This is a genomic window from Microbacterium sp. bgisy207, from assembly GCF_965345035.1.
GTDB lineage: Bacteria > Actinomycetota > Actinomycetes > Actinomycetales > Microbacteriaceae > Microbacterium.
The window spans coordinates 303,167-329,933 of sequence record NZ_CBDRMG010000001.1 but is presented as its reverse complement, the minus strand read 5'-3'; the positions used below and the strand labels follow the sequence as shown (position 1 = coordinate 329,933).

The window sequence follows — 26,767 nt, the reverse complement described above, 5'->3', positions numbered from 1 at the left end:
GAACTCGCCGCAGCGATGCACAGGCGTTCGACAGTTCGGTCGCACGAACCGATCGTTTGTTAACGGACGGCACTGTACGTCGATCGAAAGTCGCGCCGACACCCCCTGCGAATTCGCGTCGCGGGATAGTTTGCCAGGATCCGGCGATCAGCGTGGTGCGCATCAAGGAGGTGCGCAGCGGCCTCAGCACGAGGAGCCTGCCCGCGAGGCCGACCACCCCGCCCCTAGGAACGGTAGGAGTGCGACGTCGGGGCGAGCTGGGGGCCACCCCCCGAGACCGAAAGTAGCACCGCAGCGACGATAAGCGCCACGCCAACCAGGGTGGTCGTCAGCTCCCCGACCAACGAACCGATCCATCCGCGTTCCTGGAGGTCTCGGAACATCCTTATGCTCAGCCCGAACGTTCCGTTCGAGCTGCGAACCGATCGTCTCGATGCGTCGTGGCAGACGCCTCAGCTGTCCACCGATGACCTGGAGTTGCACGCGGCCGTCGGCGAACATCTCCCTTGAGTCCATCGCCAGACGTATGAAATGAGGAGTTCGAGCAAGGGCCCGATCGACCAAGTCGTAGTCGGCAACGAGCTGGCACAGCGTTCCCTCGAGTGACACGAAGGAAACGACTGGCGTTCTCCTCCGCTGTTGGGGACGTCGGGTCGGCTGAAATAATGGCCGGGACGATACGGTGGCGAGTCAGAGCGCCGTGATCCACCGCGCGATCTCGTCAGCGATCTCGTCGCTATTGTCTTCGACCATCAGCATGTGGCCGTTCCCAGCGAGAAGAGGCAGTTCGGACGACCAGAAGGTGACGGCGGCGCCCTGATCGGTGAGCCAGGCCACGATGTCCTGATCCAGCTGCGAGGGGTGGTCGGTATCGGCTCCACCCGTGAAGACGAGAATCGGCTTGTTCGTGAACGCGTCGGTCGGCCCGATCCTCATTTGGCTCCCACCGATGTTCTGACGCTGATAAAGCATCCGGGCCGGGATCGGCCGAAGGGTGCGGCGGAACACCTCGATGCACTCGCGGGGGAACCGCCGGCTGGGTCCGATGGCCTTGTCGTTCACGAAGGCGCTTGTGGGTTCCCAGAAACCCATCTTCGGGATGGTCCAGTCGATGGCCGCTCCACGGATGGAGACCTCCTGGTCGGACTCCCTCACGATCTCGGGCACCGCCTGTATATTTCCAGGCGGGCCCGGAGCGACGGCTACGAGCCCGTCGATGAGATCGCCATGCGTCTCTAGGAGGCGGAAGCCAATCGGACCTGCCATCGAGTGCACGACCAGCACGACGTTCCGGCCGAGACCAGAGAGGAACACGCCCATCCCTCGGCACACGCTCTCATAGTCCAGCCGCGCAGACGCCGCACGATCATCGACGTGTTGGGCCGCCTCATAGGACAACCCCAGCCAGTCCACCACCAGCACACCGTAGCCAAGCGATACGAATCGTGCCGCCCAGCCCTGTCGGCCGTCGGGCGTCTCGAGATAGTACTCGTTCGAGGCACCACCCCCGTGCACGAGGACGATCCACCGAGCAGGCGCACCCGACGGCGCCAGTTCGGTGTACGAGATCGGCGCGACGTCGTCTGGGCGTGAAATCGAATCCATAGCTTCCCCAGGCCTGTTAGGCAATGACGGCGTCGAGGGCCCGTGCGAGCCTCTCCGGATGCGTGAGCATCACCAAATGGCTTCCGTCGATCTCGATCGTGCGCGGACTATCAAGCCGCCCGGCCGCGGCCTGGTAGATCTCAGCGGGAACGGTCTGGTCCTGAGCGAGGAACACATAACTTGACGGGATGCTGCTCGCCCAGAACCGGTCGAGGCGGATCGGCTCATTGGACCAGCCTGCCGGCGTTGGGACGAGCCTCGGCTCGAGCGCGGCGAGCTGCTGCTGCTCGAACGGGGACATGTCCTGCATAGTCGCGGCCCAGAGCTCAGGCGGCATGACGATGGTGTTGTCGTCGGACTGACTCGCAAGCGCCTTCATCGCTGCGACCAACGGATCGGGGAGCACGTCGTTAATGCTCTCGCCGTCGCGCAGCACCCAGGCGTCGACGAAGACGACCCGGCCGATGCGCTCGGGCATCGCCTCAGCGACGAGTTGGATGAGCGGACCTCCGCCGCTATGACCGACGAGCACGATGTCGAGCTGGGTGAGCTCTCTTACCTGATCGATCAGATCGCGCGCCATCATGCTCATCGTGACGCCGGAGCGGTCCACGTCACCGTCTTCGAGACCGCGCAGCGTCGGCGCGATCACCTCGTGCCCCATTCTGCGCAATTCGTCGGCGACGCCGTCCCACGCCCAGCCGCCTACCCATCCGCCGTGCACCAGTACGATCTGCATTGATCATCCTCTTCGCATATTTATCTGCTGAGCAGAACTTGTTCCTAACTAGAAGACACAATAGCTTGCGCGGCGCCAACAGTCAAGCATGGCTCGAGCTCTCTTCAGAACGCGCCGAACGACCCCTGCACCAGGTCGCAGGGGAAAGAGACGACGAGCCTTCAGGAGGTCAGGTCGGCCAGACGTACGGCTGCCTCATCGAGGAGTGCGACGAGGGTCTTCACCTTGCGGGGAGGCAAGCGGAACACCGGGGCAGATGCGTTGATCGCCAACCGCAGCCCGCTCGCCGAGGGAACGGCCACGGCCACCGAGGCCACGCCCTCCTCGCTCTCCTCCCGGTTCGTTGCATAGCCCCTGCTTCGCGACAAGATCCAGTTGTGCGAGGAGCTCGGTCTTGGCTCCCTTGCGATTGAAGCCAGCCTCGCCACCGTACGCCTCTTCGTGGAACGGCAGCCCCACGATTCGTCCGTCGTTGCGGTACGACCAGCCGTGATACGGGCAGCGGAAGTGCGAGGCGTTGCCCATTTCCGCCCGGCACACCTGCATTCCTCGGTGCAGGCACATGTTGAACATCGCCTTGACGGAGCCACTCTCGTCGCGCACCACGATGAACGAGTCGTCGAGCACTCGCCGCACCACGTAGTCGCCGGGCTGAGGGATCTCTGATTCGTGACCCACGAAGATCCACGCGCGACTGAACAAGCGCTCCCGCTCGAGCGCGAAGATCTCTTCGTCGTTGTAGATGTGGGCAGGGATCATGCCGCGTCTGACATCGTCGTAGATCGTGTGGTCTGTCATATCTTGAACGCTCCGTCGAAGTATGGATTGTTATCTGTCTAGCAGAAATGTACTCTGATGTGCGGAAGCGGTCAATTGGAGAACGACCACCGGATCGATTGGAGAAGCACGGAATGCAGGTGACCGACTACTCAGAGGAACGGCTGCTCGTCGCCGAGGGATGCCGCATCCTCGCTCTGCGAGGGCTCGTGGACGACATCCTGGGGCACATCAGCCTTCGAGTGGGCGAAGACTCCCTGCTCGTGCGCTGCAGAGGCCGCGAAGAACGCGGGCTGAAGTTCACGCAGCCCGACGACATCCACCTGGTCCGCCTCGATGGGAGTACCGAGCTGCCCGACGGATACTCGGCGCCGAACGAGCTGCCATTGCATCTCGCCACCCTCCGCGCACGCCCGGATGTGAGCGCGGTCGTGCACGCCCACCCGCCAGCCGTCGTCGCATTGACGCTGATCGGTGTCCCTCTTCTGGGCGTGGTGGGTGCCTACAACATCCCGGCGATGCGAATGGCTCTGGCGGGCATCCCCACTTTTGCCCGGTCGGTCTTGATCCGCTCGGACGCGCTCGGCAGCGCCATGGTCGACGCCCTCGGCGATCGCCCGGTCTGCCTACTCCGTGGCCACGGGCTCACGGCGACAGGATCGAGTGTCGAATCCGCCGTCATCAACGCGATCAACGTCGACGCCCTCGCTCGCATCCAGCTGCAGGTCCTTCAGGCTGGTGTGACGCCGGCCGCTGTGGCGCCGGCCGACCTCGACGATCTGCCCGATCTCGGACCGGCCTTCAACGAACAGCACGTCTGGCGATTCCATCTCGCCGACCTCGAACACGCCGGCCTCGGCATCCGATAGCGACCAACGATAGGACCACCGACCGATGACTACAGAAGAGCTCGAACCTGCGCCCCCAGCGCCCCTGCTCCCCCTCCTGCACGGCCACCGAATCCCGTCACTCGGCCTCGGCACCTGGCCGATGGTCGGCGATGAATGCCAGGAGGTCGTGCGCGTCGCCATCGAGAGCGGCTATCGGCTCATCGACACCTCATTCAAGTACAGCAACGAGGTCGCCGTCGGGCGGGGGATCCATGACTCCGGGCTGCCCCGCCACGAGATCTTCATCACCAGCAAGTTCAACAAGGAGTCGCACAGCGTCGACGGCGTCCAGCGCGCCTACGACGATAGTCTCGAGCGGCTCGGGGTGGACCACCTCGACCTCTTCCTCTGCCACTGGCCGGTCCCGGCTCAAGGCCGTTACGTCGACGCCTGGAAGGGTCTCGTCAAGCTGTTGGAGGAGGGGCGGGTCAAAGCCATCGGCGTCTCCAACTTCAAACCGGCCCACCTCGCCTCCATCATCGACGCGACCGGGGTCGTGCCCGACGTGAACCAGATCCAGCTCAGCCCCGACATCGCCCGTACCGTTCCTCGACGCGCGCACGAGGTGCTCGGTATCGTGACCGAGAGCTGGAGCCCGCTCGGCCGCGGGCCCGAGCTGCGGGAGAACCCGACGATCGTGCAGATCGCGGCGGACGTCGGACGAACGGCGGCACAGGTGGTGCTCCGCTGGCACGTGCAGCAGGGCCTCGTGCCGGTGCCGAGATCGTCAGACCCCAAACGCCTGGTCGAGAACCTCTCGGTCTTCGACTTCCGCCTTAGCACCGACCAGATGGCCACGCTTGCGTCCCTCGACAACGGCGAAGCCGCCGCGCGGGACTCTGACCTGCCCGAGAACGGTCATTAGTCCACCAAGAACACCAAAATCGTCACCGATCTGGTAAATTCAGCGCGCTCTGGAGACGCAGCAGAACGCCTCGCGCGGCTCCTGGACATTCGACTACACGCAGGACCGGCTCTCCGCCATCATGCGCTGCACACACGACCGCTGCCTCGAGACCGCCGACGAATACGGCTCGCCAGGCTTGCCCGGTGGACTTCGGCGACTGCGCGAAGCAACTGACCGGCGGCGAAGGTGATGGCTCGAACGTAGGCGCGATCTGCCTTGCTCGCCTCACCTTCGGCTCGCTCGACAGCCGCGTCCAAACCATCGCGAAGTCGCGTGCACTGCAGATGGCGGCGAGGGAGAGAGTAAGTTCTGCAGTGTGCCCGATCGGGAACAGGGGGTGGGCTTTAGTACCCCTGCCCGAATTCGCGAAGTCTGGGCCACAGATCGCCGCCGACGACGCCGAAGACCCCTACGTCCGCCAGCATGCCGCCGAAGCCCTGCTTGAGATCAACGAAGACCGGAAAGTCAACGGCCGCTACCTCGCCGTCAAGACCCGACAGAACCTCGCCCGCCTCACCGACTTCGCCGAACACACCCGTCGGTTTCCCTGCCTCTTCCGCCTCGATCAACGCCACCTGTGCACCCCTATCAGCGGGAGCGAGGGTCTCGGGAAGCTTCTCAAGCCGACGGGCAACTCGCTCGGCAGTGCTTGCGAATCGGCGGTACGGACGACCCAACTGTTCGCTCGTGTTGGGGTCCTGGCCGTGCCCCATGAGACGGCGGAGCTGCTCCTCGCTGACCTCACCACCGGGTTCGACGGCGCCAGAAATGTACGCGAGACCCGATCCGAGCCATGAGCCCGGCGGCGTGCTGTTCAGTCGTTCAGCCGGTGGAGCCAGTAGCCGGGTTCGCGGCGCTCGTGGGCGTAGGCGAGGATCAGGATCGTGTCCGGCTCCACCGTGTAGACGATGCGGTACGGGTATCCGCGAACGGCCTTGCTGCGGATCACGGTGCCATCGTCAGCGGTCGTGAATGGTGGGGCGGCGTTCGGCCATTGGTCGAGGTCTTTCCGGGCTTGCCTTGCTCGGTCGATGAGCGCAAGGCCGATCCCTGGCTCCTGGTCTTCGTACCAGCGCACGGCGGCGTCGAACTCCGCGACGGCCTCGGGGTGCTCTCGCTGGGCCAAGGTCATGCGGTGAGCAAGGCGCGCAAACGCTCGTAGTGCTCGTCGGCATCCACCAGATCGACCGCACCCTCACGCACCTCGGCCAGTCGCCGGGTAGCCTCGGCACGCCAGGCTGCATCGACCTCGCTCTCGTCGTCTGCATCATGGAGGCTTTCGAGCAGGGCGTTAGCGACGACCGCGCGCTGATCGGCGTCGAGCGCGAGGCCGTCTCGGATCAGAGTTGCGGTGTCGGGTGTCATGTATTCAAGTGTACGTCGAACGGCCGACAATCGCGCTGGGCGTCTGTGGCTCGGGTTGCGGGGCTGCTGTGAACGTCACGCCGACGCGACGTGCTGCTGATGCTCATAGGCCGCGTGCTGGCCCGTCATGTCGCGGGTCGTTGCGCCGCGGGTCGCGTTCGGTCGGCTCGCGGAGTTGCCGTTCGCGTTCGGCGAGTGCTTGCTGCCTTGCTTCGTGCTCGGCGCGGGTGGTTTCGATCCGTGCGGCGGCGTCGCGGATCGGTAGCGCGCGGAGGTAGTCGGCCTCGGCTCGGAGCGCGGTGGCTTGCTGGTGCGCCTGTCCTGCTTGCTGTGCTGGGTTCGGCAGTCGCATCCCGACCCGGTGGCGCATCACCGCCTGCGGCCCGTACTCGCTGACCAGCAACGCCCGGCGTTCCTGCTCGTGCCGCTGCCGCAACTCGTCACGGTCGGCTCGCGCGGCCTCGACGTGCTGGGCGGCGTCGATCACGCGGGGATCGGCCTCGGCGCGACGCTCGGCCTGTCGTGCCGCCCACTCGGGCAGGGTGTCGGTGGTGCGGGGTGGTTCGCCCCATGTTTCGCGCACCCGTGCCCGAACCGTCCGGGTGTGCTCGCTCGTCTGGCGGTGCTCCGCGCGGGCCTTGCGCCTGCCGAGCCTGCCGACGGTGGCGAGTCGGCTGCTTGCGGCGGCCTCGCGCTCGACAGCATCGAGATAGGTGGTGCCGTCTGCCTCGGCCTGCACCGTCAACGGTTCCGCGATTTCGGCACGGATGCGCGCCGCCTCGTCCTCGGCGTGGCGGAGCACGTCGGCGTGCTCGTCGTCCTCGGTCTTGTGTGTTGCGCGCTGGGCGTCGAACCTGGCAGCGGTCTGCTCCCAGCGTTCCGCCGCACGTTCGGCTCGTTCGGCTTCGGCGGTGAGGCGGGCGAGTTCTTCGGTGATGAGCTGCACGGGGCCATCGCTGACGAGGCCTTGCACGGCGTCGATGGCTTGGGCGGTGGCGTGGTCGAGGCCACGGTCTGCCGGGTCGCGTTCCATCGCCTCAACGAACCGCGCCCGCGCATCCGCCATATCAGCGGCGACGACGTGGAGTTGGTTCTGTTGGCGGCCTCTCGTCATGCCGACGTAGACGCCTGCCGCGCTCGTCGCCTCCGACAAGGCCGTGTGGGAGGCATCGACGGTTGCGCCTTGGACGCCGTAGGCGGTCGCGGCATACGACAGGTGCGCCCACTCGCTCACGTACTCGGCGGGGAGGGCGACGGTGCGGCTGTGCTTGCCTCCGCCGCTGACTTCGCGGGCGTAGACGCTGCCCTCACTGAGATAGGGGGCAGATGACTGATGGAGCCGAGCGTCAGCGCGAGAGCGTCGCACAGAGTGTCGCTGGCAAGAGTTGGCGTCACAAAGTTCGAGGGAACTTTCGGAGTTCGGTTCGATGAAGTGACTAGTCTTCTCGGCGAACTTCGTGACCTGATTACTGCCCGATGAGTCTTCGGGCAGCGGTGACGACGGAGGCACGGCGGCGTGCGTGTTCGGCGTCGCTCTCGGCTCCGGTGATCATGCGGGCGACCTGCGGTACCGCTGACCACCATCCGGCGAGTGAGAGCACGAGGAACATCAGGTGGTCGGCGTCGAGGTCGCTCGTTACTGTGCCCTTGGCCTGTCCGTCGGTCATGGCGGCGACTTTGTATCCGTAGTATTCGCGCCGCTCGGCCTCGTCGGGTACTTCGGTGTCGAAGACGAGCCCTTCCCAGCGCATGAGCCTGCCGAGTTCGGGGTGCTCGCGGTGGTAGTCGTAGACGCGCCCGGCGTAGTCGCCCACGTCCTCGGTTGCGAATGATTCGACGGGCACGTCGCGGGCTACCTTCGCCAGTTCCTCGCGCAGTACGGTGGCGAAAAGTCTGTCCTTGCCCCCGAAGTGCGTGTAGACGCGCTCCTTGTTCACCCCGGCGGCCTTGGCGATGCGCTCGATGGTCGTGCCGTGCGGCCCGTGCGCGGCGAACTCGGCCACCGCCGCGTCGAGGATGCGGCGCTTCCTGCCCTCAACATCCCAGCCCATCGTTCCCACCTCCCGTCTCGTGCGGTAAACCCAACGCTCACGTTGCGTCTTCGCGGTTAGCCTACTACAGTCAAATCCAACGGAAACGTTGGATTTGGAGTGGTGGTGTCTGCGAACTCGACGGAACAGATAGCGGGAGCAGGCGAGGCGCGCGAGCACCCGGCAGGGAACGGCGTGGTCGTGCTGCTCGTGGTCACGGCGCTGCTGGTGCTCACGCAGTTGTACGCGGCAATCCCGCTGATCGCCCCGATCGGTGCGGAACTCGGCTCTGATGTGACGTTCGCGCTCTCGACGGTGTTCAGCGTGTGCTATGCGGTCGGGTTCCTGATCTGGGGGCCGTTGGCCGATCAGTACGGGCGGAAGCGGATCATGCTCATCGGCCTGGTGTATCTCACCGTCGCGACCATCGCCTGCGGCTTCGCCTCCACGGTGCCGATGCTTGCTGCGCTGCGCGGGGTGCAGGGGGTGATGGCGTCGAGTTTCGCGCCGGTTGCGCTCGCGTATCTGGCCGAAGCGACCCCGCTGAAGCGTCGGGCAACGGCGATCGGGGCCATGTCGACGGCATTCCTCGTTGCCGGGATCGCAGGCCAAGTACTCGCCTCCGCGCTCAGCCTGACGTTGGGCTGGCAGTGGGTGTTCATCCTCTCCGGCATCATGCTCGGCCTCGGCATGATCGGCGTCGCCGTGCTCGTCACCGAGCCGCACAGTCGCAGAGACGATGCGAGCCTGGTGCGTCGCTTCGCCGTAGTCGGGAGGGTCGCCACACGCCCCTCGGTGCTGCTACTGAGCCTCGCGCACCTAACGCTGCTGTTGTCGTTCGTCGGCATGTACACCGGCCTCGGCCCGCACCTGACCGACCTCTGCCTGGACTCATCGCAGGTGATCTGGCTCCGCCTCGTCGGGCTGCCGGGCATGTTCGCCTCCCTCTTCGCGGGCGCTATTGCGAAGCGTCTCGGCGGCGCGGGGGTTGCACGTGCCGGGTTCGCCCTCGCCGCGATTGGGCTGCTGATCGAAGCCGCACTCTCGGCATCCCTCGCGGGCACGGCGCTGGCGAGTCTCGTGTGAGTCACTGGGGTCGCGCTCGCGGTGCCCGCGATGATCACCCTGTTCGGCGAGACCGCCGCCCCGAACCGGGCCGGTGGGATGGCGCTCAACGGATTCGTGCTGTTCCTCGGTGCCAGCGTCGGCCCACTCACTGCCTACCTGGGCTTGGACTTCCCGATCCTGCTCGTCAGTCTCGCCGCGCTCATGGTGCTCGCCGTCGCCAGCCTCACCGGGTTCGCCCGACTCACCCGCACGCCCGCTTCGGAGGTACCTGTATGACTCGCATCCTGATTCTCGGCGCGACCGGGCGCACCGGAGCCGCCATCCTCGCTCATCTCCCCGCAGGCATCGAGGCGACCGCTGCGCTGCGCGATCCGGCAGACACCACGCGGCTCGCCAAGACTGCTGCATCGCTGACCTCCACGGTCGTGAACATCGCTGAGAACGCCAGTCTCACGCAAGCAATGCACGGCATCGACGTCGTCATGAACGCGATCCGACTGCGTGAGGACATCGCCCCGACCGAACTCGTGGCCGTACATGATCGACTCATCGAGGCAAGCACCAAGGCCAACGGCGCTCCGGCCCGGATCGTCACGGTCGGCGGAGCAGGAGCACTCCGACTCCCTGGAGACAGACGGTTCTGGCAAGACCCCCGGTTCCCAGAACCCACACTGCCGCGCGGGAGAGCACACGCCATGCTGCGCGACCACCTCGAAGCGGGCAACGCAGGATCAGAATGGGCGTATCTGATCCCGCCGCCCGTCTACGAACCGGAGGGGCCGACGACAGCACGCTGGGAACGAGTCTCCCCTTCCACAGACGAGACTGCGTTCACCCGACAAGCGATCAGTTATGCCGACTTCGGAGCGGCAGTCGCGGAGACTTCCACCAAGGACGACACTCGCACGCAACTCATCGCATGGCCCAGTGAACTGACAGAAAAGCACCCGATGAGTGGATAGGCGCATCTCCCCGCCGTTGTCGGCTCGGACACGGACGACGCATCGACCTGTGGGCCTGGCGGCGTACAACGTTGTCCGGCTCGTTGTGATCCGTGACGGCACGGCCATCGTGTTCAGCGAGTTCGGACAGCAACCCGTCAGCTTTGGCGACGCGGTGCTGCTGGGGCCGAGCGTGCTGTTCGGCGTCGAACCCGAGGGGCGGGTCACCTATACGACGGTCTACATCGACACCGACATGGCGCTGGATCAGTTCTTCTGGCAACACTCCGCGATCTTGCACGACCGCCTCGACGCCCACGACTTCGCGGGAAAGGTGTACACCGAACCTGCCCAGGTACTGCACCTGGGCCGGGATCGAGCCGGGCGGTTGTTGCCGTGGCTGGACGAGCTGGTCGCCCTCACCGTCGAGGGCAAGTACCTGGAACGGTTCCATCGGATGCAGGCGCTCTGGTTCCTCATCACCGATGTGATCGCGCCGTGCATCCGCGTCTCGACGGTGCGGCTGACCCGGCTGCAACGTGCCCGCGCTCGCCCGTTCTCCGCTCGAAGTCGGGTGCCTGAACCGTTGCGTCGTGAGGCGATGCTGGTGCGCGACGCGCTGCACAGCCGGATCACGCACCCGTGGACGCTCGCGGAACTGGCAGCCCTGGTGCGGCTCTCTCCGAAGCACCTGGTGCGCGTGTTCACGGACACGTTCGGGAAGACCCCGACCGCCTACCTGGTGATGCTCCGCGTGCAAGAGATGGCGCGGCTCCTACGCGAGACGAACATCACCGTCACCGCCACCGGGCAGCGGGTGGGGTGGCGGAGCCGGTCGCGCGCGGTAGAAGCATCCACAGCGCACACCGGAGTGACACCGAGCCGCTACCGAGACATGCGCCCGCTCATGACCGACCTCCCATGACCGAGCCGGTCGCGCTGCCCGGCAAAGTGCCGGAGTGACCGGGAAACGCCCGGCCTGCTCGTCTCCTGCTTCGCCGCGACCGCCGGTGCTTGGTAGGCCGGTTCTTCCCCCTGGTTGCTCGGGGGTGGTCAGAGAAGGGAGGTCGTCATGTCGCTGCTACTCGAACGCCCGGCGACCACGCCGACCGGTCATGAGCCTACAAGGACGCCGCAGTCGCCGCACCCCGCGATAGTGCAGCCGGTCGAGCCGTGGAGTTGCGTCTATGTCACCAGCATCCGTCACCGTCGCATATTGGCGGCGACCGCCTATGACTGTGTGCGCTTCGTGGTCGTGCGCGACGGCTCGATCATCCTCACCGATGCCGATGCCGATGCCGATGCGGGCGGGTCGGCGTCGGTGGGTGATGTGGTGCTGGTCGCCCCGAACGTCGAGTTCGGGTACGAACCCGAGGGCACCGTCACGGTGAGGACAGTGGCAGTGGATACCGATTACTGGTCGAGCAGTTGTTCTGGCAGCACCTCGACGTGCTCGCGGACGGCGAAGCCGCACGCGACCTCGCAACTCACCTGTATCCCGATCCGGTGCAGGTGCTGCGCGTCGGAGAATCGCAGGCCGAACGGCTCGGGCCGATCCTCGATGAACTCGCCACACTCACCGGCGAAGACCAATCGCCGCGCGGCTACTTCCGTGCGTATGCGCTGCTGTTCACGGTGCTCGCCGCCATCGCGCCGCTGGTTCGTCACGCGCCGGTGGAGGTGCCGCCGCTGACCTCTCGGCAGCGGGCCGTGCGGGTCGCGCCTCCCCGGTGGCGGGAGTTCAAGCCGGTGCGCCGCGAGATTATGCGCACGGCGGCGCTCATGCAGAGCAACATCGCCAGGCAGTGGCCGCTCACCGAACTGGACGCGCACGCCTGCCTGTCGCCGAGTCAGCTCAATCGGGTGTTCAAGGACTCGTTCGGGGTGACGCCGCCGGTGTACCTGTCGATCCTGCGCGTACAGGAGATGGCGCGCCTGATCCGCGAAACCGATCTGCTCATCGGCACGATCACCGAACGGGTCGGCTGGTGCCACCACTGCGGGCAAGCCTCGCGCATCTTCCGCCGCTACATGGGCGTGACCCCCATCGAGTACCGGCGCTACGGCCCACCGTCCGCGAGCCGGGCGGGGCCGGGCGTCGGCATCGCCACCGCACGCGCCGACGACTCCCGTGGGAACGGGTGCGCACCTACCTACTGACACCTGCCCACACGACCGGAGGAACCCGACGATGAGCACCGCCACCACGCGACCGCGATACGCTCCGGCGCGCCTGCATGTCGGGGTGGGGGTGACGGTTCCGGCAAATTGCCGGAACCGTGCGACCAGGGCTTTTACTCCCGGCCGGGGTGGTTCCGTCGAATCGGCGGCACCACACTCGCGGGGCGACGGTCGGGGAAAATTTCCCACACCGTCCAGCCTGCGACCTCGGCCCGCTGTGCTGCTCGTTGTGGTTCTCGTGACGGTGGTGGCAAATTGGCACCACCGTCCGACCAGGAGTTTCGCCGTTGCCCCCGCGAACCAAGCCGCATCCGCTGCGACCTCACCGCGACCGTTCACGGTGGTGTCGAATCGCCACCACCGTCGGACCTGCGCTTTCGCTCCGCTCGGCTGGCCGTCACGGGCGCGAACGGTGCCGCAAAATTTGCGGCACCGTTGAGCCGGTTCACGAGGGTACCGAATCGGCACCCCCGTGACATACCCCGTTTGGGGTCGGTCGCAGGTAGCTCCCTGTGGATAAGTCTGCATATAGTACCTCAACTCGATGCCAGGTACTAGATGTACCCGGCCATGAGGTTGGTGGCGTTTCCGGTCTTGTGAAAGGGGAGAACCTCCGGGCTTAGTGGAGATGTCTGACGTCTTCACGAACTCGGAGGTTCTCGTGTCCCACCGTAATGCCCGCTTGACCGTGCACGGCAGGCTGCTCATCGTCCATCGTGCCGGTGCCGGGTGGAAGCAGGCGCATATCGCCGCGGCAATGGGCGTGTCCCGACGCTGCGTGAAGCGGTGGCTGGACCGCTACCGCGCCGAGGGTGAAGCCGGTCTCTACGATCGCTCCTCGCGGCCTCACCACGTCGCCAACCGCACCCCCGATGCCAGGGCCGCGGCGGTGGTCGCGATCCGGAAGAAGGAACGAGTCGGCCGTGACGAGGTCGCGGCCCGCACCGGGGTGCCGGCGCGGACGGTGTCGCGCATCATCGCCCGGTCCGGGCTGCCTCGTCTGGTCGATCTGGACCCGATGACCGGGGAGCGGATCCGCGCGTCGAAGACCACAGCGGTCCGCTATGAACGCGAGCAGCCCGGCGAGCTGGTGCACATGGACGTGAAGAAGCTCGGTCGCATCCCCGACGGCGGCGGGTGGAAGGCGCACGGCAGAGCGATGGGCTCCACAGCCGCCCGGAAACAGACCGTCGTCGGCTACGACTACGTGCACTCCGTCGTCGACGACCACTCCCGGCTCGCATACTCCGAGGTCCTCCCCGACGAGAAGGGCCCGACCTGCGCCGCGTTCCTCGAACGCGCCATCGGCTACTTCGCCGCGCACGGCATCCCCCGCATCGAGCGGCTGATCACCGACAACGCCTGGGCCTACCGATGGTCGCTGCGCGGCGTCTGCGGCGCGCACGGCATCCGGCAGAAGTTCATCAAACCGCACTGCCCGTGGCAGAACGGCAAGGTGGAGAGGTTCAACCGGACCCTGCAAACCGAATGGGCCTACCGGCAACCGTTCACCTCGAACGACGACCGCACCGCAGCACTTGACCCCTGGCTCGAGCACTACAACACTGGACGACGCCACTCAGCCCTCGGAGGCAACCCCCCGATCAGCCGACTGCAACCAACGTCCTGACCCCGTACAACTAGATGTTGTGGTTTGCCTGTCGTACCTGTCTACATGGATACCTCGACGCAGACCACCACAACCACGCCCGAACCAGCCTCGACCGATGCCCCCGAACCACTCGGCGCACGCCTCGCGCGGGAGAGCCGCGCAGCGCAGGGCCTGCCTCCGGTCATCGCTGACCCACGGGTGCGTGAGCAACTGCAAGCCCTCTGCGGCCTGCCGAAGGCGCGGGGGCGTTAGGCGCGCCAGACGAACTCGACCCGATGTGCGAGAATCCCCGCCCGGTACACCTCACGGCGGGCATGAAACGCTTCGACGGTCTCATTGCGCCGCCTCGCCGGTGTCGCGCCGTTCATCCCCCTGGGCAGGGCGTGAACGAGGACGGCTTCAAGGACGAGACTGGCGGCCTGGTGCTGCCACATCGGGGTACGGTCGGCCCACTCCTGTGCGACGGTCGTCATATCAATCGACGGGCCAGTGTGCTCCGGCACCGTGGCGGCGTACTCGCGGCGGGTGCGTTCGATGCGTTCGGCGATCCGTGAGCGTTGCCGCACCCACATCGACTTGTCGATCAACCCGTCGTAGTAGTCATCATCGAGCCGGGCGAGGCGTTCCCGGTCGGCATCGAGCGTCGCGGCAAGCCCCACTCGTGCGGCCTGATCCGCGCCCGGAGACTGGCGCTTGGCGGGGTTGAGGGTGATCTGCTCGAACGTCGCGAGCACGGCTTCCTCCACGAGTTTGGTGAGGTCGCCGGAACGGATCGAGCGGTTGCACCCGCCCGGCACCTGTTGCACACACTGATACACCTGGCCGCGATGCAGCATGGCGCGTCCGCAGGTCGAGCAGCGGATCAGACCCGAGAACGGATACAGCCGTTTCGCCGCCCCACTGCCGGGCTGATGGAAGTTTCGGGCCTGCTTGCGGGCATCGAGCACATCGGAGACCTGCTGCCAGGTGTCCTCGTCCAAGATCGCGGGCCACGCGGCGGTCGTCTGCATCAGGGAGGTTTTCGACCGGGTGCCGTCCGGCAACAACGGTCGATACTCCCGTACCCCCTTGATCGAGGGGTTGCGCAGCACCAGTTTGAGTGTCCGATCCGACCACCGGCACCCGTGCGTCGTACGGATACCCCGCCGGTTCCAGTCGGTGAGAATCCGGTACAACGTCTCTCCGGCCAGCACCCGCCGCGCGGCTTCCCGCACCAACTCGGCAGCCTCGGGGTCGATCACGAGCGTGTGGTTCTCGGCGCGGTAGCCGAACGGCACCTGCCCACCATGCCAAGTGCCCTCGATGGCCTGCTGCTTCGCCGCCCGAGCGACACGGCGGGCGGTGTCGGCTGAGGACTTGTTCGCCATCGCGACCAGCACCCGCGCCATCGCCACATCAGAATCCGTATCCAACCTCAGCGAGCCGGTCACGGAGCGGACGCTGAAGCCGTTGAGTACCTTGGCGTCGATCAGGTCTTCCAAGTCTCTCGGGTCGCGCACCGCCCGATCCAGGTCGTAGGCGATCATCACCCCGGCGCGCTGCTCGCTGAGGTGCTTCAACATCGCGCGGAACTCCGGGCGCACCACGCGCCGCACCCGCTCACCCGTCGGGAGTGTGATCGTGCGCTGCTTGAACGCCGACGTGTCGTTCTCCCGGTACACCTGGGCGACTTCCCACCCGTGCGCTGCCGCATACGCCCGGCAGTCAGCTTCCTGCCGGTCAACACCGCGCTCGGTGCCCTCGGGATCATCACTGATCCGCACATACACCACCGCCCGCAACGACGGCGACGCCTGCGCCGTCGCCTGGTCGTTCGGCTCATTGCCTGCGGTTCGTTCCTGCTGATCGTGGCTCATCTCAGCCACCGCCTTCCTAGCTCTCATCGAGAGGTAGGTGCGTTTACAGAACCTCGGCTACTCGTGCACGACGACTCGGGCGAACCGCGCAAGATCATCATCTTCACCGAGCACAAGGACACCCTTGACTACCTGCGGCAGAAGATCACGACGCAGCTGGGTCGCCCGGAGTCGGTCATCACGATTCACGGCGGCACGCGCCGCGAAGACCGCAAGGCGGCGCGCGAGCAGTTCACCTACGACCGCAACACCGTCGTGCTCCTGGCGACGGATGCCGCGGGCGAAGGCCTCAACCTGCAGCGGGCGCACCTCATGGTCAATTACGACCTGCCGTGGAACCCGAACCGGATCGAGCAGCGTTTCGGCCGCATCCACCGCATCGGCCAGCGGGAAGTGTGCCACTTGTGGAACATGGTCGCGAAGGACACACGCGAGGGGGACGTGTTCACGCGGTTGCTGTCGAAGATCGACCAGATGTCGATCGCGTACAACGGCAACCTGTTCAACGTTCTCGGCGACGCGGATGCTTTCCAGGAGAAGTCGCTCCGTGAACTGCTGATCGAGGCGATCCGGTACGGCGACGAGCCGGAACGCAAGGCCGAGCTCGACCGAGTCATCGACGCGAGCGTCGCCCACGGGCTCGACACCATGGTCGCTGAACGAGCCTTGCACCCCGAGATGTACTCCTCGCTCAATCTCGAAGAGATCCGTGAGCGGATGGAGAAGGCCCGCGAGCGACGCCTGCAGCCCGGATACATCGCGGCGTTCTTCCTCCCCGCCTTCGAACGCCTCGGTGGCCGTATCCGTCGGCGCGAGAAGGGCCGATACGAGATCACGCGGATACCACAGCGCGTCATCGACACGGCACGCCGACTCAACCGGTGGGCACCTGTGCCGGAGCGGTACGAACGAGCCACGTTCGAGACTGCACACGTTCGCCCCGAGAATCAGACACAGGCGGCACTTCTCGCCCCCGGCCACCCGCTCCTCCAAGCGGTCATCGAACTCACGATCGAAGACCTCGGGCCCGTGCTCAAACGAGGAACCGTGTTCGTCGATCGCCGTGAACAGCAATCCGAGCACACTGCACTGCTGTATGCCGTCGAGCAGCGCATCCAGAACGCCACCACCGATGCCGACACCGTGTCGCACCACTTCGACTACCCCGTCCTCGACACCACGGGGGCTGTCACGCTCGCTGCTGCGCCGCCCTACCTCGACTACGACGCACCACACGCGGGTGAGGCTGCGGCAATCGCCGAGGTCCTCGCGGACGAGTGGGCAAACAGCGACCATGAACGCTCTATCCGGACGTGGGCGTATCGAGACGGACTCGCACCTCGCATGGACGAACTCGCCGCGCGGATAGCCGTGGATGTCGACCGCACCCGCGTGCAGGTCAAGGAACGCCTCCTGGCCGAGATCAACCATTGGGACCGCGAGCACAATCGCCTCGAAGCGCTCGAACGCTCCGGCACCATAGGCCGCCTCCGCGCCGACGCCGCGCTCCAGCGAGCCCGCCAGCTCGACGAACGACTCGACAAGCGGCTCCGCGCCCTCGACGAGAGCACGCAACTCGTCGCACTTCCCGCCGTTGTCCGCGGGTCAGCACTCGTCGTGCCGAGCAAACGACTGTCGCCTGGCGACGAGGATGCCGCGCCTCAGACCTACGCGCGCAACACCGAGCTCGTCGAACGCCGAGCCGTCGAAGCCGTTCTCGCTACCGAACGCGCACTCGGCCGCACGCCCCACGAGATGCCCAGGAACAATCCCGGATACGACATCCAGTCCTTCGATCCCGACGGGCGCATTCACTACATCGAGGTGAAGGGGCGGATCGAGGGGTCCGACACCTTCACCATCACGACGAACGAGGTCACGTTCGCGCAGACGCAGGGCGACCGTCACCGACTCGCCCTCGTCCTCGTGTCGCCGGACGGCGAGAAGCGGGACCGACTTCGCTATGTCATGGACGCGTTTACCCACATTGAGCCGTCCGCGACAACACGGTCGTACAACGAGGAATGGCACGACTACTGGGATCGCGGAGGCCCACCGCGATGACAGATTCAGGCGACACGACTAACGGACCCACGAGAGATGCATCAGTGAACGCAGCACCCAAGAAGAAGCTCATCGAGACGTCTCTGCCGCTCGAAGCCATCAACTTCGCCGCCGCTCGTGAGAAAAAGTCGATCCGCAAAGGGCTACCTCTGATGGTGCACCTTTACTGGGCGCGCCGCCCTATTTCGGTCGCACGCGCCGTTCTCTTCGCCCAGCTGGTCGACGACCCTGCGTCTCGTCCGGAAGAGTTCCCCACAGTCGATGCGCAGGACGCGGAGCGTGCACGACTGCATCGACTGCTCGAGCGGCTGATCATCTGGGAGAACAGCAATGATGATGCGCTTCTTGCCCAGGCGAGAGCGGAAATCCGCAAGAGCAACGATGGCAAGCTACCCTCCGTCCTGGACCCGTTCGCCGGCGGTGGGGCCATTCCACTCGAAGCGCAGCGGCTGGGGCTCGAAGCGCACGCGAGCGACCTAAACCCCGTCGCGGTCCTCATCAACAAGGCGCTCATCGAGATTCCGCCGACCTTCGCCGGCCGACCACCTGTCCATCCAGGCGCTGCTGGGACCCGCAATGCGTGGGGCCGCTCCGAGGGATTGGCGGAGGATGTTCGCGCGTACGGCAACTGGATGCGAGACCAAGCCGAGCGGACCATCGGGCATCTTTACCCCAAGGTCACCGGACCAGACGGTACGCAGCACACTGTCATTGCCTGGATCTGGGCCCGCACCGTCAATAGCCCGAATCCGGCAAACCCAATCGAGGTTCCGTTGGTTCGCTCCTGGTGGCTGAACAAGAAGAAGGGTAGCGAGGCGTGGATCGAAGCCCGGGTTGTCGGCAGAAAGATCCACTACGAGGTGCACAATGACGCCAACGGCCCGAAGGGTGATGACGACGGCACCATCAAGCACGGGAAAGGCGCCCGCTCGGTTGCTGATGGCACACCCTTCACGTATGACTACGTCCGCGAAGCGGGGAAGCGGGGCGAGCTTGGAGCACACCTCATAGCCGTAGTGGCGGAGGGCGCGCGCGGCCGACTCTACCTATCGCCCACTGCAGAGCAGGCCGCGGCCGCGGCGGTCGATCGTCCGGATTCATCTATCGATGCCGACGTACCAACGAACCCCCGTTGGTTTTCGCCACCGGCCTATGGATTGACGAAGTTCTCCGACCTCTTCACCAATAGGCAGCTCGTTGCGCTGACCACGCTGAGTGATCTCGTCGCGGACGCCCGCGAGAAGGTCCGCGACGACGCGCTTGCCGCGGGTCTCCCGAAGGGCGACCGACTCGAGAATGGAGGGACTGGCGCGGAGGCTTATGCAGATGCCGTCGCAACGTATCTCGCGCTGGCGGTCAGCCGAGAAACCAACGCCTCGTCATCAAGTTGCGGCTGGGACAGCAGTCTCCAGAAGATCCGAAACGTGTTCTCTCGTCAGGCCATTCCCATGGCGTGGGACTACGCAGAGGCGAATGTGTTTTCGACATGGTCTGGAGGGTTCATAACCCAGATCGATGGAATGGCCGACGCCATCGACCGTCTCCCGGCGGGACGTCGAAGCACCGCACGTCAGGCGGATGCCTCGACACGTGACTACTCGGGCGCCGTCATCTCCACCGACCCGCCCTACTACGACAACATCGGTTACTCGGACCTATCGGACTTCTTTTACGTCTGGCTGCGACGATCTCTTTCAACGATCCACTCGAAGACGGTTGGGACTATGCTCACTCCGAAGTTCGAGGAGCTTGTCGCTAATCCGTACCGACATGATGGCAAAGCAGGAGCGGAGAAGTTCTTCATCGAGGGCTTCAACTCGGTCTTTGCCCGAGTCCGCGAGGGCGCAGACCCGAATGTCCCGCTGACTGTCTATTACGCGTACAAGCAACAGGAGGCCAACGCCGAGGGGACCTCCTCTACCGGCTGGCACACGCTACTGGACGGTCTCATTGACTCTGGGTGGGAGATAACCGCGACGTGGCCCATGCGAACCGAGATGAGCGGAAGGCTAATCGGTTCAAATGCCAACGCCCTGGCCTCTTCGATTGTCCTGGCTTGTCGCCCCCGCCCGAGCGATGCGCCTACGACGACCCGACGAGCGTTCGTGGCCGCACTGAAGGCGGAGCTCCCAGAGGCGCTACGCACGTTGATGCAGGGCGCGATTGCACCCGTCGATCTCGCGCAGGCGGCAATTGGACCCGGCATATCCGTGTTCTCCCGGTACTCGCGGGTGCGGGAGGCGGATGGCTCCGACATGAGTGTGAAGGACGCACTCCTGCTCGTAAACGCCACGCTGGACGAAGTAATCGGCGAGCAAGAGTCGGACTTCGATCCCGACACTCGGTTCGCAGTCAAGTGGTATCGCCAATACGGCTGGACCCAGGAGAACTCCGGCATTGCTGACCAGCTTGCGCGCTCTTCCGATACGTCGATCGGAGCGCTTGAGCGCGGGGGCATCTTCGAGGCAAAGGGCGGGAAGGCGCGACTTCTCTCGCCGACCCAGCTTGAAGGCGCATGGGACGTGAGCGCCGACGAGCGCGTCAGCGTGTGGGAGGCGACGGTTCGCCTTGCGGCGGTGATGGCAAAGCACGGAGCCGATCAGGTCGCTTCCCTGCTTCCTTCAGTTCAGACGCGGGTGAATCTCGACGCGGTGAAGGAGTTGGGATTCCTGCTATTCCACGAGGCCGAGAAGAAGCGCGACACCAAAGACGCGATTCTCTTCAACGGGCTGGTGAGTGCGTGGGGTGACGTGAACGAGCAGGCGCGAAAGCACGCCGGTACGCCGCGGGCCGTTCAGCAGGCGTTCGACTTCGATGAGGATGGGGACTGAGCTCGATGGCGATGAACAACCGTGATCGCGTGGGAAAGGCCTTCGACCTGTTGTCGGAGGGTCTGCTCGATTCCGTCGATGAAGTGATGACCGCAGCCTACGGTACGTCGGATTGGCCTGCCGCGTGGGCACAAGAAGACGCGCAGCGCCGGGGTGGACTAGCCCGAACGCTGACTAAGCATGATGTGCAGGTGCAGCTTCGCGCGATCACCGAGCAGGGCTACCGGTTCAAGGACGTGCTGTCGCGTGCGCAGCAGGGTTTCGGCTCAGAGCTCCGCGAGACGCGAAATCTGTGGGCGCACAACGAGCCGTTCAGTTCTGATGACGCGGCGCGCGCGCTCGACACGATCGAGCGACTGCTTCATGCCGTTGGAGCGGTGGACTCGGCCGAGGACGTCCGTAAGCTCCGGGTCGACCTACAGCGCACGGTCTTCGAGGATCAGACGCGTAAGCAGGTCAAGCGGACGGCAGTGACGCTCGACCCGGGTTCGGGGTTGCGGCCGTGGCGCGAGGTTATCCGCCCGCACGATGATGTGGCACGCGGCGAGTTCACGGCATCCGAGTTCGCTGCCGACCTGCATCTCGTGCGAACCGGTCAGGCGACGAGCCCCGAGTATGGCGACCCGGTCGAGTTCTTTACCCGCACCTACCTCACAGAGGGTCTGCGGGATCTGCTGTCGCGCGCGCTCCGACGCGTGGGCGGCGGGGACGGCAACGCGAGTCCGGTCGTCAACCTGCAGACCAACTTCGGTGGTGGCAAGACGCACTCGATGCTCGCTCTCTACCACCTCTTCAGCGGCACCCCCGCAAAGGACTTCCCGCAGGAGCTGCAGGAGCTCATCGCCGAGACCGGAAACCCGGATCTTGCGGCGCTGGGCGTGAAGCGCGTCGCGCTCGTCGGCACGTACTTGAAGGCGGGATCACCTCTCATTAAGGACGACGGGACCGAGGTGCGCACGCTCTGGGGCGAGCTCGCGTGGCAGCTCGGCGGCCGCGCGGCGTACGACCTCATCGCAGACGATGACCGTGCTGGGACGAACCCCGGTGAAGCGCTGCGGACGCTGATCGCGAAGTACTCGCCGGCGCTGATCCTGATCGACGAGTGGGTCGCGTACGCCCGGCAGCTCGTCACGGACAAGGAGCTTCCGTCAGGCTCGTTCGAGACACAGTTCACGTTCGCGCAGTCGTTGACGGAGGTCGTGCGGTCAGTGCCCGGCGCGATGCTCGTCGTCTCGATCCCGGCATCTGATACCGGTGATGCGGGTAGCGGTAGCGACATCGAGATCGGTGGCGCCAACGGCCAGCTTGCGCTGGAGCGCCTGCAGAACGTGATCCGCCGGGTCGCCGACCAGTGGCGACCGTCGAGCAAGGACGAGTCGTTCGAGATCGTCCGCCGCCGGATCTTCCAGGCGCCGAACGCTGAGGGCTTGACCACGATCTCCGCCGTAGCTCGCAGCTTCGTCACTCTTTATCGGAGCAACACCGCCTTATTCCCCCGGGATGCCGCGGCACCGAGTGACGACTACGAGCAGCGCATTCGCGCGTCGTACCCGCTGCACCCCGAGCTGCTGGATCGCCTCTACGAGGACTGGTCAACGTTGGAACGGTTCCAGCGCACCCGCGGCGTGCTCAAGCTCGTGTCGTCCATCGTGCACGAGCTGTGGGCTTCGAACGACACGTCCCCGCTGATCCTCCCCGGCAACGTGCCGCTGGAAGCGACGACGGTCAACACCGACCTCACTCAGTATCTCGAGGACCAGTGGAAGCCGATCATCGACTCGGACATCGACGGTCCGGGGTCGATGGCGCAACAGATCGACCTCGACCGCCCCAATCTGGGCCAGCGGTTCGTGACGCAGCGGATCGCGCGAACGATCTTCATGGGAGCTGCCCCGAGGATCAAGGCGTCGCGGAAAGGCTTGGATAAGCAGTACGTCTGGCTCGGAACCGCGGCGCCCGGTGACACGCTCGGCAACTTCGGCAGTGCGATCGAGCTGCTCGCGCAGCGGTCGACGTACTTCTACGAGGAACAGGGCCACTATTGGTTCGACACTCAGCCGTCGGTGACGAAGACTGCGAACGACTATGCCGAGCGACTCCGCGAAGACGTCGAGACCGTGTGGAACGAGATCACCGAGCGACTTCGCAGCGAGGAACGTGCGCGCGGTGTCTTCGATCGAGTTCACGTCGCGCCGGCATCCAGCGCCGACATCCCCGACCTCGAAGACGCGCGCCTGGTGATCGTCCACCCGCGCCACTCGCGGCGGAAGTCCGACGGTGCCAACTCCTCAGCCCACCAGTGGGTGCGCGAGGCGATCGAGACCAAGGGCGCCAGCCAGCGCGTGCACCGCAACACTCTCGTGTTCCTGGTGGCCGATAAGAGCGAGCTGGAGAGCCTGGAGGCCGCTGCTCGCAGCTATCTCGCGTGGAAGCGCGTGCAGGCGACCAGCGAGAGCCTCAACCTGTCGGTACAGCAGCGCAAGCAGACCGACGACTGGGTCACGCGCCTGGATCGGACCGTCTCGGATCGAATCCGCGACACCTTCGTGTGGGCGGTCTACCCCGAGCAGTTCGACGCCACCAAGCCGTTCGAGCTGATCACCGACAAGGTGCCGGACTCGAGCGGCCGCTCGCTTGCCGAGCGCGTCGCCGCAAAGCTGTCCCGCGACGATCAGCTTGTGACCGAGCTGGGTGCGCCGATCCTCGGAGCGACCCTCCATCAGGAGCTTGGGCAGCTGTGGCGCGACAAGGGCGAGATCAGCGTTGGCGAGTTGTGGGGCTACTTCACGCGCTACGTCTACCTGCCGCGCCTCGTCAAGAGGGAGACGCTCGACTCCGCGATCGAACGCTCGCTCAACTCGGTCCTCGTCGACGGCGAGAAGTTCGCGATCGCGTCAGCGAAGGACACTGAGGCCAGTCGCTACCGCGGACTGATCGTGCCGCCTGCGCAGAACGCCGCGCTCCAGGTGACCGACAGCACGCTCCTCGTGGACTGGAACAAGGCCGACGAACAGGCCTCTGCAGATCGTGCCGCCGCCGCTCGAGAAGCCGCCCGGCGCGCAGCAGAGGACGGCGCCGCCGAGGTCGGCCCGGTGGACGTCGTCTTGATCGATGACGAAGCAGACGAGGAGGGATCGAACGAAGAGAGCTCCGCGCCGCGACGCCCGAGCCGCTACTTCGGCTCCGTGAAGGTCGACCCCGACCGGTACTCGCGCGACATCGGAAACGTGACTCGCGAAATCATCGACCGCCTCGCCGGCGCCGGCGCCAAGCTCGAGATCACCATCGACATCCAGGCCAGCAAGAGCGACGGATTCGACGAAGGCGAAGTGCGCACGATCTCCGAGAACGCGCGCGTTCTCAAGTTCGACCCGAGCTCCGGTTTCGAGAACTGACCAGAGTCTGGACACGATCAATGACCCGATTCCTCGTGTCGGCGGTAGCGCCGAATGGTGGCAGTATCGACCGTCAGCAGGTTGACGCGGGCAGTGAGCGGGAAGCTGCAGATCAGTTCCTCGCCATCCACACCTGGGACCCTCCGCTCAAGGTGACGTCCATCAGTCGAATGCCGACTGATGGTGACAAGTTCCCCGACTCGGTCACCATCAGACGAGCTGGCGTCTTTGGGATCGACTCGGTTGGCTCTGAGCACGAATTCATCGAGATCTCGGACTGGTCGCACCCAGTCCAGTACTTCGTCGGGCGAAATGGCAGCGGAAAGTCAAAGGCCGCTCGCGCGATCGCCTTGGCCACAGGCGAGCGGATCCTGACAACCGATCGCCTGGTCGGGTTGATGAACGTTGTTAACCACGGCTGGGGTTCAACACCCACCGAGTACCGCGGCGTCCCAATCGGCGAGGAAGAACGCCGACAGATCCTCGAGATGGCAAGGCTCGCTGGTCTCGCGACCACTGAGCTCTATGCGCTTCGTGAGGAGCCAGAGGTCCTGCTACGCGTTGCAGCTTTCATCCGTCGCGCTCTCGGGCGATCCATCGAACTGCGCGAAACAGCCGGATTCCTAGACCCGTACGTGCGCATGGGATCAGTCGAGTACTCGTTGCTTCGAGACGAGGGTCACGGTCTTCGCGAGCTGGTGGTCCTCCTCGCCGCGGTCTATCGAGATGACTGGCGGTTGCTTGTTGTCGATGAGGCGGAACTCCACCTGCACCCCTCCATGGCCAGGCTGTGGCTCGCCGAGCTGAACAGAGAATGCGAGCAGTCGGGACGATCCGCGATCGTAGTCACACACGAGCCGAGCTTCTTGCGGCCACGACTCGCCAGCGACTTGGCGTCGATTTGGGTCTTCGGCGCCGGATCGCCGCCGCGCCGGATGAGCGAGAGCGTCTTGGATGTGCAAGCGGACCGCGTGGAGGCTTCGCTCGCACAGAATCCACAACTGGTAAGCGACATCGTGTTCTCGCCCCGACCTGTTCTGCTCGAGGGTGTGACGGATGTCGCCGCGATGTCTACAACTCTTACACGCGTCGCGTCGGCGGAAGTGGTCGCGCAGACAGATCTCGTCGACTGCGGCGGGAGCGGCGGTGTGGCGTTATGGCTGGAGATCTGCACGAAGCTGGGCTTGGACGTACGCGCGGTGTGTGATCTTGACGCGCTGTTCGACCCCGAGATGCAGCGCACCCTCGACTCACTGCCGGGGCTCTCAAGTGCAATCACGGAGACGTTCGCCGAGAGCCCCGGTCGGATCTCAACGGTGCTGCGTCCCCTAATCCGCAAAGCGGATGAGGCTAAGGTTCCGAGCGATCCCGCATCGAGGGGAGCTTGGTTGGCCGGTCTCGATGACGAGTCGACTGCGGAGGGCATCCGAAAGGCGCGGCTCCTCACTTTGCTTGCGGACCACGGGGTGTGGGCGCATCCGCAAGGCACGTTGGAGCAGGTTCTAGCTATCGATCGCAAGGGCGTCGCTGAGGCACGTGCCGCAGCCTCGGTGACCTGTGACCTCGACCCCGCCGCGGTGTGGTCCGCCTACGAGCTTGACCTCCATGGCGACGTTGAAACGCTTCTCGCAGTGGCCGTGGAAAGAGTCGCGCACTCGATCATGGAAGCCCTCAGAGAGGACCCATCGGCCCAGTTTGGTTCGCCGGTCGGAACATCCGCGCAGGCTGACGCGCGCCTCGTCAAGGTCCTTCCGGTTGGCGAAGGCGTGCACAGGCTGGAAGTGATTGCGCCGGCTGCCTTCGCAGGGTGGTGGCTCGAGTTCTCACGGGAGAGCAGAGCGACCGACTTGAACCTCCAAGCACCAGCCTGACCGGCGCTTGGATGTCTCTTGAGACATCCGACTTGCGCATAAACGCTGGGTCGATGATCACGTCATCCGGGCGCGGGCGCTGCAGGTCGACCATGAGCTGGATGATGTGCCGGGCCGTACGGAACTGCCCGTTCGTGCCGCTCGTCGCGAGCTTCGAGAGCATGTACTCGTAGATGTCGCCCTTGGTGTCGCGATCCTCCATCGGGATATCGCGGAGCAGGTCGACGACCTTGGTCAGCAGCGCCGGCGTCGGGATCGTGAAACGCGCATCGCGCATGTTGCGTGCGTAGCTCGACCCCTCGGCGCCGAGCTGACGCAGCCACGGAAACACATGCTCCGACACAACCTCGAACATCTCGACGGGCGAGAAGTTCGTGAAGACGCTCCACCGCAAATCCCGATACGGTCGACGGCTCGGCAGATCGCTGTCGTAACCCTCGGGAAAGACGGGATTCTCGACCTCGCCCCCGAAACGCGACGCCTTCTTCTCGGCGAGCAACTGCAGGTCATCGAGGCGCCGGATGAACAGCAGATAGGTGATCTGCTCGATCACCTCGACGGGGTTGGCGATGCCGCCCGACCAGAAGGCATCCCAGACCTTGTCGACCTGACGCTTCAGCTCACCCGTGACCACA

General features: G+C 65.3%; 22 protein-coding genes and 2 pseudogenes. 13 read left to right on the top strand and 11 right to left on the bottom strand.

Annotated elements, in window-relative coordinates:
- Positions 1 to 690: 690 nt before the first annotated feature.
- From ACSGC5_RS01535 to ACSGC5_RS01520, 4 genes and pseudogenes are all read right to left on the bottom strand, one after another.
- Entirely contained in the window at positions 691 to 1,605 is a 915-nt protein-coding gene (locus ACSGC5_RS01535; RefSeq protein WP_169080437.1) for an alpha/beta fold hydrolase, read from the bottom strand.
- A gap of 16 nt (positions 1,606 to 1,621) precedes the next feature.
- Positions 1,622 to 2,344 carry an alpha/beta fold hydrolase gene (locus ACSGC5_RS01530; RefSeq protein ID WP_434968847.1) on the bottom strand — a complete coding sequence of 241 codons (723 nt, stop codon included), beginning with the start codon at positions 2,342 to 2,344 and terminating at the stop codon, positions 1,622 to 1,624.
- A 161-nt stretch (positions 2,345 to 2,505) separates the two neighbouring features.
- Entirely contained in the window at positions 2,506 to 2,646 is a 141-nt protein-coding gene (locus ACSGC5_RS01525) for a hypothetical protein (RefSeq protein ID WP_434968846.1), read from the bottom strand.
- A 148-nt stretch (positions 2,647 to 2,794) separates the two neighbouring features.
- Positions 2,795 to 3,103 (bottom strand): annotated as a pseudogene (locus ACSGC5_RS01520) (Rieske 2Fe-2S domain-containing protein); the annotation flags it as partial.
- Between the two features lie 158 nt (positions 3,104 to 3,261).
- Here ACSGC5_RS01520 and ACSGC5_RS01515 point away from each other — a divergent pair.
- The 3 genes from ACSGC5_RS01515 to ACSGC5_RS01505 are packed head-to-tail and all read left to right on the top strand — an operon-like array spanning position 3,262 to position 5,108.
- A complete protein-coding gene (locus tag ACSGC5_RS01515) occupies positions 3,262 to 3,990 on the top strand; it encodes a class II aldolase/adducin family protein (protein WP_396643557.1) in 729 nt (242 codons plus the stop codon).
- A gap of 25 nt (positions 3,991 to 4,015) precedes the next feature.
- Entirely contained in the window at positions 4,016 to 4,876 is an 861-nt protein-coding gene (locus ACSGC5_RS01510) for an aldo/keto reductase (RefSeq protein WP_060958820.1), read from the top strand.
- A gap of 37 nt (positions 4,877 to 4,913) precedes the next feature.
- Positions 4,914 to 5,108, top strand: a complete 195-nt coding sequence (locus ACSGC5_RS01505; RefSeq protein WP_120298671.1) for a hypothetical protein — start codon at positions 4,914 to 4,916, stop codon at positions 5,106 to 5,108.
- A 154-nt stretch (positions 5,109 to 5,262) separates the two neighbouring features.
- On the opposite strand, the gene ACSGC5_RS01500 is transcribed toward ACSGC5_RS01505, so the two are convergent.
- The 5 genes from ACSGC5_RS01500 to ACSGC5_RS01480 all read right to left on the bottom strand — a co-directional run bounded on the left by ACSGC5_RS01500 (position 5,263) and on the right by ACSGC5_RS01480 (position 8,334).
- Complete coding sequence (locus ACSGC5_RS01500) at positions 5,263 to 5,688, bottom strand: hypothetical protein (RefSeq protein ID WP_231734932.1); 426 nt, start codon at positions 5,686 to 5,688, stop codon at positions 5,263 to 5,265.
- Between the two features lie 44 nt (positions 5,689 to 5,732).
- A complete protein-coding gene (locus ACSGC5_RS01495) occupies positions 5,733 to 6,050 on the bottom strand; it encodes a type II toxin-antitoxin system RelE/ParE family toxin (RefSeq protein WP_024476684.1) in 318 nt (105 codons plus the stop codon).
- Positions 6,047 to 6,283 carry an addiction module protein gene (locus ACSGC5_RS01490; protein WP_024476685.1) on the bottom strand — a complete coding sequence of 79 codons (237 nt, stop codon included), beginning with the start codon at positions 6,281 to 6,283 and terminating at the stop codon, positions 6,047 to 6,049. The genes ACSGC5_RS01495 and ACSGC5_RS01490 overlap by 4 nt, the downstream gene beginning before the upstream one ends.
- 103 nt (positions 6,284 to 6,386) lie before the next feature.
- The gene (locus ACSGC5_RS01485) at positions 6,387 to 7,649 is read right to left on the bottom strand and encodes a hypothetical protein (protein ID WP_434968845.1); all 1,263 of its coding nucleotides are present in this window, start codon (positions 7,647 to 7,649) and stop codon (positions 6,387 to 6,389) included.
- Between the two features lie 100 nt (positions 7,650 to 7,749).
- Positions 7,750 to 8,334 carry a TetR family transcriptional regulator gene (locus tag ACSGC5_RS01480; protein ID WP_024476687.1) on the bottom strand — a complete coding sequence of 195 codons (585 nt, stop codon included), beginning with the start codon at positions 8,332 to 8,334 and terminating at the stop codon, positions 7,750 to 7,752.
- Between the two features lie 99 nt (positions 8,335 to 8,433).
- On the opposite strand from ACSGC5_RS01480, the gene ACSGC5_RS01475 reads away from it, so the two are divergent.
- The 6 genes from ACSGC5_RS01475 (at position 8,434) to ACSGC5_RS01450 (ending at position 14,133) form a co-directional block, all read left to right on the top strand.
- Positions 8,434 to 9,399, top strand: a complete 966-nt coding sequence (locus ACSGC5_RS01475; RefSeq protein ID WP_218016042.1) for an MFS transporter — start codon at positions 8,434 to 8,436, stop codon at positions 9,397 to 9,399.
- 30 nt (positions 9,400 to 9,429) lie between these two features.
- Positions 9,430 to 9,657, top strand: coding sequence for a hypothetical protein (locus ACSGC5_RS01470; RefSeq protein ID WP_197425747.1), 228 nt, complete (start codon positions 9,430 to 9,432; stop codon positions 9,655 to 9,657).
- The gene (locus ACSGC5_RS01465; protein WP_024476688.1) at positions 9,654 to 10,343 is read left to right on the top strand and encodes an NAD(P)-dependent oxidoreductase; all 690 of its coding nucleotides are present in this window, start codon (positions 9,654 to 9,656) and stop codon (positions 10,341 to 10,343) included. The genes ACSGC5_RS01470 and ACSGC5_RS01465 overlap by 4 nt, the downstream gene beginning before the upstream one ends.
- A 49-nt stretch (positions 10,344 to 10,392) precedes the next feature.
- Positions 10,393 to 11,247: a helix-turn-helix transcriptional regulator gene (locus tag ACSGC5_RS01460; protein WP_024476689.1), complete on the top strand. Its 855-nt coding sequence runs from the start codon at positions 10,393 to 10,395 to the stop codon at positions 11,245 to 11,247.
- A gap of 503 nt (positions 11,248 to 11,750) precedes the next feature.
- A complete protein-coding gene (locus tag ACSGC5_RS01455) occupies positions 11,751 to 12,482 on the top strand; it encodes a helix-turn-helix transcriptional regulator (protein WP_051317669.1) in 732 nt (243 codons plus the stop codon).
- A gap of 682 nt (positions 12,483 to 13,164) precedes the next feature.
- Entirely contained in the window at positions 13,165 to 14,133 is a 969-nt protein-coding gene (locus ACSGC5_RS01450; protein WP_101852925.1) for an IS481 family transposase, read from the top strand.
- Positions 14,134 to 14,363: 230 nt separating this feature from the next.
- On the opposite strand, the gene ACSGC5_RS01445 is transcribed toward ACSGC5_RS01450, so the two are convergent.
- Complete coding sequence (locus ACSGC5_RS01445; RefSeq protein WP_024476692.1) at positions 14,364 to 15,971, bottom strand: recombinase family protein; 1,608 nt, start codon at positions 15,969 to 15,971, stop codon at positions 14,364 to 14,366.
- A gap of 63 nt (positions 15,972 to 16,034) precedes the next feature.
- On the opposite strand from ACSGC5_RS01445, the gene ACSGC5_RS01440 reads away from it, so the two are divergent.
- The 4 genes and pseudogenes from ACSGC5_RS01440 to ACSGC5_RS01425 all read left to right on the top strand — a co-directional run.
- Positions 16,035 to 18,035, top strand: a complete 2,001-nt coding sequence (locus ACSGC5_RS01440; protein ID WP_434968844.1) for a helicase-related protein — start codon at positions 16,035 to 16,037, stop codon at positions 18,033 to 18,035.
- Between the two features lie 44 nt (positions 18,036 to 18,079).
- Complete coding sequence (locus ACSGC5_RS01435) at positions 18,080 to 20,866, top strand: DUF1156 domain-containing protein (RefSeq protein ID WP_228177893.1); 2,787 nt, start codon at positions 18,080 to 18,082, stop codon at positions 20,864 to 20,866.
- A 29-nt stretch (positions 20,867 to 20,895) separates the two neighbouring features.
- The gene (locus ACSGC5_RS01430) at positions 20,896 to 24,261 is read left to right on the top strand and encodes a DUF499 domain-containing protein (RefSeq protein ID WP_390178391.1); all 3,366 of its coding nucleotides are present in this window, start codon (positions 20,896 to 20,898) and stop codon (positions 24,259 to 24,261) included.
- A gap of 20 nt (positions 24,262 to 24,281) precedes the next feature.
- A pseudogene (locus tag ACSGC5_RS01425) lies at positions 24,282 to 25,463 on the top strand (hypothetical protein); the annotation flags it as partial.
- 538 nt (positions 25,464 to 26,001) lie between these two features.
- On the opposite strand, the gene ACSGC5_RS01420 reads toward ACSGC5_RS01425, so the two are convergent.
- Positions 26,002 to 26,766 (bottom strand): type I restriction-modification system subunit M N-terminal domain-containing protein, encoded by a 765-nt coding sequence (locus ACSGC5_RS01420; protein ID WP_434968843.1) that lies wholly within the window; start codon positions 26,764 to 26,766, stop codon positions 26,002 to 26,004.
- Position 26,767: the final 1 nt, after the last annotated feature.